The 12595-nt window shown below is 42.8% G+C and carries 10 protein-coding genes and 1 tRNA gene; 8 read left to right on the forward strand and 3 right to left on the reverse strand.

The window, feature by feature from the left end; translation table 11 throughout:
• Positions 1-23: 23 nt before the first annotated feature.
• Positions 24-98 (forward strand) — tRNA-Val (locus Q0993_RS16540).
• A gap of 137 nt (positions 99-235) precedes the next feature.
• Here Q0993_RS16540 and murF read toward each other — a convergent pair.
• Positions 236-1516: a UDP-N-acetylmuramoyl-tripeptide--D-alanyl-D-alanine ligase gene (murF, locus tag Q0993_RS16545; RefSeq protein ID WP_299535114.1), complete on the reverse strand. Its 1281-nt coding sequence runs from the start codon at positions 1514-1516 to the stop codon at positions 236-238.
• Between the two features lie 70 nt (positions 1517-1586).
• Positions 1587-3257 (reverse strand): gliding motility lipoprotein GldJ, encoded by a 1671-nt coding sequence (gene gldJ / locus Q0993_RS16550; protein ID WP_299535325.1) that lies wholly within the window; start codon positions 3255-3257, stop codon positions 1587-1589.
• Between the two features lie 422 nt (positions 3258-3679).
• Here gldJ and porV point away from each other — a divergent pair, with 422 nt between their 5' ends.
• The 6 genes from porV (at position 3680) to Q0993_RS16580 (ending at position 10050) form a co-directional block, all read left to right on the forward strand.
• Positions 3680-4828 (forward strand): type IX secretion system outer membrane channel protein PorV, encoded by a 1149-nt coding sequence (porV, locus tag Q0993_RS16555; protein WP_299535116.1) that lies wholly within the window; start codon positions 3680-3682, stop codon positions 4826-4828.
• Positions 4829-4917: 89 nt separating this feature from the next.
• Positions 4918-5400, forward strand: coding sequence for a cytidine deaminase (gene cdd, locus Q0993_RS16560; protein WP_299535119.1), 483 nt, complete (start codon positions 4918-4920; stop codon positions 5398-5400).
• Positions 5401-5590: 190 nt separating this feature from the next.
• Positions 5591-6589, forward strand: coding sequence for a pyruvate dehydrogenase (acetyl-transferring) E1 component subunit alpha (gene pdhA / locus Q0993_RS16565; protein WP_299535121.1), 999 nt, complete (start codon positions 5591-5593; stop codon positions 6587-6589).
• A gap of 4 nt (positions 6590-6593) precedes the next feature.
• On the forward strand, positions 6594-8249 hold the full coding sequence (locus tag Q0993_RS16570; RefSeq protein ID WP_299535123.1) for a pyruvate dehydrogenase complex dihydrolipoamide acetyltransferase: 1656 nt from the start codon (positions 6594-6596) through the stop codon (positions 8247-8249).
• 95 nt (positions 8250-8344) lie between these two features.
• Positions 8345-9373: a M28 family peptidase gene (locus Q0993_RS16575; RefSeq protein ID WP_299535126.1), complete on the forward strand. Its 1029-nt coding sequence runs from the start codon at positions 8345-8347 to the stop codon at positions 9371-9373.
• The gene (locus tag Q0993_RS16580; protein WP_299535128.1) at positions 9373-10050 is read left to right on the forward strand and encodes an SDR family oxidoreductase; all 678 of its coding nucleotides are present in this window, start codon (positions 9373-9375) and stop codon (positions 10048-10050) included. The genes Q0993_RS16575 and Q0993_RS16580 overlap by 1 nt, the downstream gene beginning before the upstream one ends.
• A 9-nt stretch (positions 10051-10059) precedes the next feature.
• On the opposite strand, the gene Q0993_RS16585 is transcribed toward Q0993_RS16580, so the two are convergent.
• On the reverse strand, positions 10060-11790 hold the full coding sequence (locus Q0993_RS16585; RefSeq protein ID WP_299535130.1) for a hypothetical protein: 1731 nt from the start codon (positions 11788-11790) through the stop codon (positions 10060-10062).
• A 161-nt stretch (positions 11791-11951) separates the two neighbouring features.
• Here Q0993_RS16585 and Q0993_RS16590 point away from each other — a divergent pair, with 161 nt between their 5' ends.
• Positions 11952-12554 (forward strand): SprT-like domain-containing protein, encoded by a 603-nt coding sequence (locus Q0993_RS16590; protein WP_299535133.1) that lies wholly within the window; start codon positions 11952-11954, stop codon positions 12552-12554.
• Positions 12555-12595: the final 41 nt, after the last annotated feature.

Here is a 12595-nt window from a genome sequence, read left to right on the forward strand (position 1 = left end):
GCCGCCCAAATGATTGGAGTTATGGAGTGTTAGCTCAGCTGGTTTAGAGCACCGCCTTGACAGGGCGGGGGTCGTTGGTTCGAATCCAATACACTCCACTTGAAGGGCTATATTTGCCTATCGATATGGCAGACCGGGGGTACCGTCTGTTATAATGAAGGAACTATGGCCATCATTAGAATCCGTTGTGGCCCTCAGAATATTCGTCTTTTCTGCCACAAGGGTTGCTGTTTTTCTATTCAATAAAATCCAACAATCGTTCCAACGCCATACCTCTTGAACCTTTGATGAGAAATGTTTTGTTTTTAGGGAGTGGCTTACTTTTTAGAAAACCTACGATTTCATCCACCGAGGTGAATTTCTTAAATGGGGTTTGGGCAGCATAAAAGTTTTCCCCGATGAAATAGGCATCTTCCAAGTCCATTTCCAAAACCATATCCACAATTTTTTGATGTTCCTTGTTGGCGACCTCCCCCAGTTCGAACATATCTCCTAAAAGGACAATCTTTGGATTCTCGTCCATCCCCTCGAAACTTTCAAGGGCTGCTTTCATGCTTGTGGGATTGGCATTATAGGCGTCCAAAACTATAATCGATTCACGTTTTTCAATAATCTGGGAGCGATTATTTTGTGGTATGTACGCTTCAATGGCCATCTTTATAGTCGGAAGATTCACATTAAAGTATTTTCCCATACAAATGGCAATAGCGCAATTGGTATAGTTATAGCCCCCGATCAATTGGGAATTAATTACAATATCCTCAACCTTTAATCGTACAAAAGGATTGGCCCCTAGGAACTCTATTTTATAATAGGCTTGCTTATCCTTACTGAAACCATATTTTTGAATATAACTTCCCATTTTTTGAAGTTGAATGGGATCGTCGGCATTGAGGAAAACAGATTTATGGTTTGTACGGAGGTAATCATATAGTTCGCTTTTCCCTATTATGACGCCTTCTACACCACCAAAACCCTCTAAGTGTGCTTTTCCGAAATTCGTAATGTACCCAAAATCTGGCTGGGCGATTTCACTCAAAAGGGCAATTTCCTTTTGATGGTTGGCGCCCATCTCCACTATTGCAATTTCGGTGTCCTCTTGAATGGAAAGTAAGGTCAATGGTACCCCAATATGGTTGTTGAGGTTTCCTTGTGTGGCTATGGTTCTATATTTTTTGGAAAGTACGGCATGTATCAACTCCTTGGTAGTGGTCTTTCCGTTGCTCCCGGTTAAACCTATGACCTTGGCCGAACTATAATTTCGGTGGTACGTGGCTAGATCTTGCAGCGTTTTTAATACGTCATTTACTAAAATATGTTTATCGGAAATAGCGTATTCCCCTTCATCGATTACGGCATAGGCTGCTCCTTTTTCAAGGGCCTCTTTCGCATACCTGTTGCCATTGAAATTATCTCCTTTTAAGGCAAAGAAGATACAATTATCTGTCATTCTTCGGGTATCCGTAGATACACTGGAAAACTCCAAAAAGCGTTGGTGTAGGTCTCTTATATGCATGAATCGAAGATAAAAAAAGTCCCGGCATTTGTGCCGGGACTTTCATAAGAATTTTATGCTCCGATCTGTTTTATTTTACTTTTTTGCCTCTAGGAGTCTTGTTCTTTGTCTTCGATTTTGAACCAACCCTGGACATGGCACATCTAAAACCAATATAATCCGTGGCCATGTATTGAGGCAGATATCTACGTTGGGCAGGATCCAGCCAGTAGGCCCTATCTCTCCAAGAGCCACCTTTGAATACCCGAACCTCATCGTTGATCAGTGTAGTTCTATTATTAGACGTATCGTACTGACGAATCAAGTTTCCGATAGAGTCCCTTTCCACTTTGTGCTTGGGAGAGTTGTACATTTTTTTGCCGTCTTCTTCCTGTTCTTCATCACTAAAGCGATCAAAGAATCTTGAAGAGCCTGGATCACCGTCCCGATACCCTCTATTGTCGCTTTTGGAGAAATTGGTTCTTAGATAGGTTTCCTTTTCATCAATAGGAACCATGGCAATTTCGCCGGGAAGGTTTACGGCCACAATTTTACCGTTTGGCAGGGTATCATAAACAATGGAATCTCGGAGGATATTTACTTTCCCATCCTCGCCAATAGCGGTTTTCATGTAGATATTTCCCCTATAGTAATTAAAGTCGCTCACTTCGTCGTCCACTATGGGTCTATATACATCAGAAACCCATTCCGCTACGTTACCGGCCATATCATACAAGCCAAGGTCATTAGGTTTGTAGGACTTCACTTCGGCCGTGATATCGGCACCATCATCGGACCATCCTGCAATTCCGCCGTAATCTCCCTTTCCTTGTTTAAAATTGGCCAATTGGTCGCCACGGCCAACACGTTGTCCATTTCGGGTATAATCTCCTTCCCATGGATATTTTTTTCTTCCCCTATAGTTGTTGTATTCACGGGAACCTTGATTTGCCTGGGCTGCATATTCCCATTCTGTTTCGGTAGGTAAACGATATTCCGGCATAATCACACCACTACTTCTTTTGGCATAACTAGGTACACTATCTTTCTTCTTACTTCCCTGCAAGGAATCAATTTGTCCATTATAAACGGATTCCGGTCTGTTAAGATAGGCTTCGGTGCTAAAAGTCCCTTCCACTTCTCCGGTAACAGCTTGATATTTTGCATCCTTTGCCAAATACCCTTCCCTTTCCAACATAATTTCGTTAACACGATCGGTACGCCATTCCGCAAATTGCGTAGCTTGTATCCAATTAACACCTACCACCGGGTATTCCGCATAGGCAGGGTGTCTTAAATAGTTATTGGTCATTGTCTCATTGAATCCCAATCTATTTCTCCATACCAATGTGTCCGGCAGTGCCCCGGTATAGATATTGGTATACTTTGGATTTTCGGGAGGATAAACACTTTTTAAATAGTCCAGATATTCCAAGTACATGACATTGGTTACCTCGGTTTCGTCCATATAAAAGGACTGAACGTGCTGGGCTGTGGGAGTATTGTTCCAATCATGCATTACATCATCTTGAACCTTTCCCTTGGTAAAAGTACCTCCTTCAACAAAAACAAGACCTGGAGCGGTTTCTTGCTCCTTAAAATCCGTATTGTATTGGAAACCGCCTTCCTTCGCATTTATCTTCCAACCGGTAGCTCTTGATACATTTTTGGAGGAAGAAGAGGATTTTTTACAACTGGTAACCGTAAAACCTCCTGCAATCACCGCAAAGGAAAGTACAATTTTTAAAAACTGTTTTTTCATCATAATTAGGACTTGAGTTCAAATTGTTAAATCGCCGGAAAGCAATGTTAACAGGTCTTTTGATTTATTAAATGGTTGCTTTTCGGCTAATAGAACGAGGTTTTGCACATAATATTTTGTCACCTAAAAAATATTTTCAACATGTACAATCCTTAGGCCGCAAGCGTTTTCTAAAAACATAACGAAGTAATGCTTGTTATAGTATGGACTTTCCCTTCTTTTTCACGATTAGGGCAATTTGCAAACCTTTGACAGAAACAGGTTCAGGTGTCCCCAAGAAAATCCTGTTGACTTAAGTTCAATCTCAAAATTATTCGCTTTCAATACAAGATATTCTTAAAAACCCCGTTTAAGTGTGAATAAGGTGTGAAAGTTTATTTACGTCGGGGCACATGTATTAATAAAATCCAGATTGTTAAGAGATGAAGAAATTAGCCTTACTCGTTTTGTTTGCATTGGTTTTTAAGGTGTCCGCCCAGGAAGACCAAAGGGTTATTACTACTGCAGTTCCCTTTTTGACCATTGCCGCGGATGCCAGGTCTGCAGGTATGGGAGATATTGGGGTGGCTACTTCCACGGACGCATTTTCCCAACAGTGGAACCCGGCAAAATTTGCCTTTGCGGAACGTAAAATGGGTATCGGTTTAAGTTATACCCCTTACTTGGAAAGTATAATTACCGACATATCCCTTTTAAATGCCAGTTTTTATAATAAAATTAATGATCAGAGTGCCTTTGCCCTTAGTTTGCGTTACTTCACTTTGGGAGAGATAGAACTGAGACAATTTGCAAACGATCCCGGAACTTTGGCCAAACCTAACGAACTGGCTTTGGATGGGTCATATTCGCTTAAACTGAGCCCTACATTTTCAATGGCCGTGGGAGGTAGGTTTATCCGTTCAAATCTTAGATTACCACAGCAAGGAGATGTAGACTCACAGGCGGCTAGTTCATTTGCGGTTGATATTGCAGGATTTTATAGATCTAGGGAAATTGCATATAGCAAATTTGATGGACGCTGGCGAGCAGGTTTCAATATTTCTAACTTAGGAGGCAAAATACAGTACGATGAAGGTGGACAGGAAAACTTTTTGCCCACCAACCTGAAATTTGGATTTGGATTTGATTTCATTCTAGACCAGGATAATGTTATTGGCCTTACCTCAGAGTTTAATAAGTTATTGGTGCCCACGCCAAGGGATTTCGATGGTGATGGCGATGTAGATTCAGCGGATAATGATGAGTACCAGAACATCGGGTTCTTTAATGGTGTTTTTGAATCGTTTGGCGATGCTCCGGATGGTTTTAGCGAAGAGTTGAAAGAATTTACTTGGGCCTTAGGCGCCGAATATGTATATCAGGATGCATTTATGGTACGTACAGGTTACTTCAATGAAAGTGAGGAAAAAGGTTCCAGGAAGTTCTTTACCTTGGGTGCGGGGTTTCGCTTTAAAGCTGCCCAAATAGATTTATCCTATCTTTTTTCCACATCACAAGTAAGAAACCCTTTGGAGAACACCTTGCGGTTTTCACTCACCTTCAATTTAGGAGAGGAATATCTTAATGACTAAAGAATTCATTTTCGATACAAATAATAACACAAAACCTGCTTTTGAGCAGGTTTTGTTATTTTTATGGAAGGTCTACTCATCGCTTACCTATGAAGAAAAAGAGAGTGTGTTTTGAATTGCAGGTGTTCGACACAATTGATGAGCTTTCCCAAGAAGGCCAAGAATTAATGCAAAAGGCGGTAGCGGCTCGAAAAAATGCCTATGCACCCTATTCCAATTTTCAGGTCGGTGCAGCGGTTCTTTTGGAAAATGGTAAAGTGGTTATCGGCAACAATCAGGAAAATGCCTCTTTTCCCTCGGGCCTATGTGCGGAACGTGTGGCCGTATTTCAAGCTGGCGCCAAATACCCTGGGGAGACTATCAAGGCCATTGCAATTTCGGCGGCCTCAAATAAATACACCGTGGACAAACCTGCCGCCCCATGTGGCAATTGCAGGCAATCCATATCTGAATATGAGGTGAGGCAGAAGAGCCCCATCGAACTCTTCCTAATGGGAGAAATAGGGCAAATAATATGGTGTGCGTCCATTGCCGATATTCTTCCCTTGGCTTTTGATACCTCTTTTTTATAGGAGTTCATTTTTCATCAACAATATAGTGCTTGGGCCATGAAGGTTTCCCCGCTCTGATTAGAGGTTGCCTTTTGCTTCAATTTTTTTTATCCATTCATTTATATGTGTATTTTTGTTTTTCTTTGAATGCCCCAATTTTTTCAAAAAGATCGGGACTGGGCTGATAGAAGTATCAATAAAAAATCGGTTAATGGAAAAAATCACTAAGGAAACCTATCTGAAATGGTATGAAGACATGCTTTTTTGGAGGAAATTTGAGGATAAGCTTGCAGCTGTTTATATACAACAAAAGGTCAGGGGTTTTCTTCATCTGTATAATGGACAGGAGGCGGTATTGGCTGGAGCGCTACACGCAATGGACCTTACAAAGGACAAGATGATTACGGCCTATCGAAACCATGTGCAACCTATTGGCATGGGCGTTGACCCTAAATTGGTAATGGCGGAGCTTTATGGTAAAGTAACCGGTACATCAAGAGGAATGGGGGGATCCATGCACATTTTTTCAAAGGAACATCGGTTTTATGGTGGTCATGGTATTGTAGGAGGTCAGATACCTTTGGGTACCGGACTTGCATTTGCCGACAAATATTTTAAGCGGGATGCCGTAACCTTATGCTATATGGGAGACGGTGCCGTAAGACAGGGTTCGCTGCATGAAAGCTTTAATTTGGCCATGCTTTGGCAACTTCCAGTGGTCTTTGTGTGCGAAAACAATGGATATGCCATGGGTACCTCGGTCGCGCGTACATCCCATAGTACGGAGATTTGGAAGCTTGGATTGGGTTATGAAATGCCTTGTGGTCCCGTGGATGGAATGGACCCTGTGACCGTGGCAAAAGAAATGCATAAGGCCATTGAAAGAGCCAGAAAAGGCGACGGTCCTACCTTTTTGGAAATGAAAACTTATAGATACAGAGGGCATTCCATGTCCGACGCACAGCACTACCGAACCAAAGATGAGGTAGAGGAATATAAAAAGATAGATCCCATTACCCAGGTCTTGGATGTCATTAAGGAAAACGAATATGCCACGGAAGACCAGATCAAAGAAATCGACAAACGGGTTAAGGACAAGGTTCGGGAATGTGAAAAGTTTGCTGAGGAATCGGAATATCCACCCGTGAGTCAGTTATATGATGTAGTATATGAGCAGGAAGATTATCCATTTGTACAACATAAACAATAGTTAAATGGCGGAAGTGATAAATATGCCCCGTTTGAGCGATACCATGGAAGAGGGTACCGTGGCCAAATGGTTAAAAAAAGTAGGCGACAAAGTTGAGGAAGGTGACATACTTGCCGAAATCGAGACCGACAAGGCCACCATGGAGTTTGAATCGTTTCATGAGGGGACATTACTACATATTGGTATCCAAGAAGGAGACGGAGCTCCCGTGGATACTCTTTTGGCCATTATCGGTGATGAAGGTGAGGATATTTCGGGATTTTTGAACGGTACTTCCCAGGCTGCTGCAACGGAGGATTCCTCTTCCGGTGAGACGTCCAAGACGGATGATATTTCGGAAAGTGCTGCCATGGAAGTTTCCGGGGAAATACCAGAAGGGGTCGAAATTATAAAAATGCCCCGTTTAAGTGACACTATGGAAGAAGGTACGGTCGCCACTTGGTTAAAAAAAGTAGGCGATACTGTAGAGGAAGGCGATATTTTAGCGGAAATTGAAACGGACAAGGCCACTATGGAGTTTGAGTCGTTTTACTCCGGTACATTATTGTACATAGGAATCGAAGAAGGAGGTTCTGCTCCGGTTGACGAGGTTTTAGCCGTCATTGGACCCGAAGGAACTGATGTAGATACGGTCTTAAATGCCAAGCCTTCTACGGGGATGGCTAAAGAGGAGGCAAAGTCTGTTACAAATGAGGAAACGGTTTCGGAACTAAAGGCGGAGGGCACAACAGAAATAATATCGGCAAGCGATGGACAACGTATTTTCGCGTCGCCCTTGGCTAAAAAAATGGCCCAGGAAAAAGGGATAGACCTGAGCGCGGTAAATGGCAGTGGGGATCACGGGCGAATCATTAAGCGCGATATTGAGAACTACCAACCTTCGCAATCCCCTCAACCTGTTACACAACCGGTTACAAGTACATCAGAGGAAGTTCCAGCGAAACAGCCCGTAGTACCGATTAATCTTCCGGTAGGGGAAGAAAGTAGTGAAGAGATCAAGAACTCCCAGATGCGGAAGGTGATTGCCAAACGTTTGGGAGAGTCCAAATTTACGGCGCCTCACTACTATTTGACCATTGAGGTGGATATGGACAATGCAATGGCCTCAAGAAAACAGATTAATGATTTGCCGGATACCAAGGTCTCTTTCAACGACATGGTGGTCAAAGCTTGCGCCATGGCTCTGAAAAAGCATCCACAGGTAAATACCACATGGGGCGGGGATACTACAATTTATAAGCATCATGTACATATTGGAGTAGCTGTTGCCGTAGATGAAGGCTTGGTAGTACCTGTACTTAAGTTTACCGACCAAATGAGCCTCACACAGATTGGAGCCTCAGTGAAAGATTTGGCAGGTAGGGCTAGAAACAAAAAATTGACTCCGGCAGAAATGGAAGGTAGCACTTTTACCGTTTCTAATTTGGGGATGTTTGGAATTGTGGAGTTTACTTCCATTATCAATCAACCTAATTCGGCCATCCTATCTGTTGGCGCCATAGTTCAAAAACCAGTGGTCAAGAACGGTGAAATTGTAGTAGGAAATACTATGAAGGTCACCTTGGCCTGCGACCATAGAACAGTTGATGGGGCGACGGGAGCACAATATTTATTGACCCTACGCTCATATTTGGAGAATCCGGTCACCATGTTGGCTTAATTTGAACCCTTCTTTGTTTGAAGGAAAGCTTTCAAAAAATTTGGCACCCGTTTTTGCGGGTGCTTTTTTTATCTTTATGGTCAAAATTATTTCATATGAAATTTTTCTTTCGGCTTGTGGTCTTGTCTATTCTAATGGGTTGTGGGGCCAAAAAGCTTCAAGAAATTGATGCTGATGCCATTCGAAAAGCACCAGAATCTACCGAAGCAAATGTAGCTGTCCCATCAACTGATGTCAAATCCACCGATTTGAAAATCCGGTTTTCGGACGCTACCCGGGTAAAGGGGATTTTGAATTATTTAGCTTCAGATGAATTGGAGGGGCGAGATCCGGGAAGCGAGGGCATGGAAAAGGCGGCACAATTCATTGAGGGGATATTTATCCAAAACAAACTTGCGCCCTATTTTAACTCTTATAGGGATACGCTTACCAATTTTAAGCCTACTTCGTATAATATGGTGGGCTGGATAGAAGGGAGCGATCCCGTACTTAAAAATGAATTCATCCTCATAGGGGCACATTACGATCACATCGGGAGAATTGAGCCGGAAGGTGGGGATTCCATAGCCAATGGAGCCAATGATAATGCTTCGGGGACCACTACGGTCCTAGAATTGGCCCGCTACTTTGGAAATACCAAAACCAACAAACGCAGTCTTATTTTTGTACTGTTCACTGCTGAGGAAAAAGGGCTTTTGGGATCAAAACATTTGGCCGAAAAATTAAAGGCGCAAAATCTAAACCTATATCTGGTCCTTAACTATGAAATGGTGGGTGTGCCTTTGGTGGATAAAGAATATCTTACTTATGCCAGTGGATATGAGAAATCTAACCTGGCCCAAGTATGCAATACCTATGCCGGAAAGGAATTGGTCGGATTTTTGCCCACGGCCCAGAAATTCGGTTTATTCAAACGATCGGACAACTATCCTTTTTATGAAGCGTTCAATGTACCTGCACATACCTTTTGTACCTTTGACTTCACCAATTTTGATCAATATCATAAAGTTGGGGACGAAGCCGATCTCATGGACTTCCAACACATGGCCCATTTGGTGAATCTATTCATACCGGTTGTGGAAGGAGTGGCCAACGCACCTCAAAAGGAAATACAATACAATTAATGGCAAATGTTATCATTACCGGATGTAGCCGGGGTATCGGATTTGAGCTGGCCCGTTTATTTTCGGACAAGGGGCATCAGGTTTTGGCCCTTTCGCGAAATTCAGATCCGATACTTGATTTAGGCCATTCCAATATTTCCGCATTCCCTTTTGATCTTTGTGAACAGAACGATTTGCAAAAATTGGACGAGTTTTTAAGGGAAAGGGAGGTGGTTGATATTCTCATAAATAACGCCGGAATGTTAGTGAACAAGCCCTTTTTGAAAACTACCTCCGAAGAATTTGAAAAAATCTACAAAGTGAATGTGTTTGGAGTAGCGGAAATTGTAAAAGTCGTTCTTCCTAAGATGCCTAAAAATGGGCATGTAGTAAATATCAGTTCCATGGGAGGCGTTCAAGGGAGTGTAAAGTTTCCCGGGCTTTCCGCCTACAGTTCCAGTAAAGGGGCGTTAATTACCTTAACGGAACTTTGGGCAGAGGAATTCAAGGAAACCGGACCATCCTTTAATGTTTTGGCTTTGGGCGCCGTTCAGACCGAAATGTTGGAAGAGGCTTTTCCAGGCTATCAAGCCCCGACCACCCCTTTGGAAATGGCTACCTACATCAAGGAATTTGCCTTAACCGGGCACAAGCTCTATAATGGGAAAATATTACAGGTGAGCACTAGTACCCCTTGATTTTTTACTTTATAAAATGGAGTTCTCAATTTCCAAATCGGCATGTTTCCAAGCATTTTCAAATTCCTCTTTAATTTTGCCTGCTTCATCCATTTTGCCTTGGGCCTTTAAACTTTGGTATAGCCCCATTAATGACCACCCATTTTGTCTGAGTTCCTGTAGGTCCTCTTTGTAGATTTTCTCGGCTTCTTCATACTTTTCTGCCTTCATCAAAGCGAACCCTAAGGTTTGACGTGATGGAATATGCCACGGGGAAGGTTCACTATATATCAGCTGGTCTTCCAGGACCACGGCCTTTTCAAGATGTTCAATAGCCTTTGAATCGTTTCCCTCATACAAGGCAATTTCACCGGCTACTACCGCATGGGCCACCTTGGCAATACTTGAAGTTGGATTGGTGTAATTCGCGATTACATTCTCAAGTTCAGGGTCATCCTTCATAACGGCAATGGCCTGTAACTCCTCTTTGGCTTCTTTTAGGTTGTTCTTTCTAAGAAAAGCTATGCCACGGGCGTAATGCCATATCAGTTTCAGATGTTTGTAATCGTCCCCTTGATTGGGAATGGTCAGTACTTCATTCCATTTTCCAAATCGGGTATAAGCCAGAAGTGGAGTCGATGCAAAATCCTGTAGGAAAGGTAAGGTCCTTAATTCCGAAATAGGAACTTTCTCCGCAGTTTTTTGGGCGGCTTCTATGGCCATTTCGCTATTCCCGAGCAAACTTGCTGCGGACCATAAAAAATGTAGGTTATGTGGATAATATCCCAAAGGATACATCCCTTGCGAATAACATTGTGAGATATAATCCTCATCTGCAAGTATAGCCTTTTGGTTTGATTTTACAGCATCAAGATACCGACCAACACGAATGTAAATATGAGAGGGCATATGCACGAGATGTCCTGCGGCCGGCATGAGCCTACCCAGTCTGTCCGCACTGGGAATCGCTAAGTCAGGTTGGGGCAACTCTACCATGTGAATATAGTAATGGTGCGCCCCCGGATGGTCAGGATTAATGTTTATGGCCTTTTCCAGGGCGGCCTTTCCCCTTAGGGTATTTGGGGCAGGATTTCCATCGGTATCCCAATAGTTCCAGGGCATGGTGTTCATAATGGCGGCCGCATATAAGGTTTGGATATCGGCATCTTGGGGAAACCTCTCGGCTACCTTGGCCATAGCGTTCATATAGTCCTTGTTCAATTCAACGATATCCTCCTCTAAATCGGCACTATAACGGGAGGCCAAAGCTGAAATGAGTTCCTGTTCTTTTGAGCTTGCCCGGCCGGCTAATTTTTGTGCATGCTGCAACGCTTCAAAGGCCTTCGTCTTTCGTTCATCATCGGGTAGGGCATCATTGATGTTAGGGCCAAGGGCATAGGCCTGTCCCCAAAAGGCCATGGCCGCATTGGGATCCAAACGAGCAGCTTCCATGAAGGATCGATGGGCCTCTGCATGGTTAAAAGCATAGGTTAGGCGTAGACCTTGGTCAAAAAAATCCTGTGCCTTGTCTACGGAGGTAGAAATTTCATAACTGTGATTTCCCAAATTTTCGAAAAGTGGGGCAATCTGTTGGGTAGTGTCAACGGTACTCAACATAAACTTGGCAACGGTACACTTCATAAAGTTCATTGAAGCCATTTGTGGAACTGGCTCGTCTTCTTGCTTGGTTTCTGAAAAAATGAAAGTGGCAACCGCCAAAACGCCCATTGCCCCCAAAATCATGATTTGTCCTTTTTTCATGGTAATGGTAATATATTGAAATTGCTGTAATAAATTGGATGTATAATCCTTTCCGGGGAGAACTGCTTGAAAAGCTCTGTATTTGAGACCTTTAAATATAGGAAAATTTGATGAATTTTGCTTTGGAGAGAACCCAATGGAAAATTCCTATTTTTGTGCCAATGGATAACCCCCTTCGTAAATATCTACCAGAACGCGCGGTAGAACCTTGTTTTGAACTTATCAGAACCTACAGGGTACAGCTTAAAATTGTAAACCATCGCGTTACACGTCACGGAGACTATAGGATGCTACCCAACGGATTGCACCAAATTACGGTAAATGCTACCTTGAATCCCTATCGTTTTTTGATTACTTTGGTCCATGAGATTGCTCATTTAGTAGCTTTTGAAAAACATGGTAGACGAATAAAGCCCCACGGTCCGGAATGGAAGCATACTTTCCAATATTTGATGCTGCCCTTTATTCGCCCGGAAATTTTTCCCTCCAAATTATTGCCGTTATTGGCCAAACACTTCAAAAACCCCAAGGCCAGTAGTGATACGGACACCCATCTGTCCTTGGCCCTCAAGCAATTTGATGTTGGGCATTCAGATAAGACCTACATTTTTCAGTTACCTTTGGGAAGTGTTTTTCGCATTTATAACGGTAAATTGTTCAAAAAAGGAAATAAACGCGTAAAACGCTATGAATGTGTAGAAATTGCTACCGGTAAGGTATATTTATTTCAGCCCAATGCCGAGGTGGAATTGATTACCGATTAAACGGTAATCGTGCACAGTAAGTAAAACTGATTTTTGATTGA

The organism is Ulvibacterium sp. (assembly GCF_028285715.1).
In the GTDB taxonomy this organism is placed as follows: domain Bacteria; phylum Bacteroidota; class Bacteroidia; order Flavobacteriales; family Flavobacteriaceae; genus Ulvibacterium.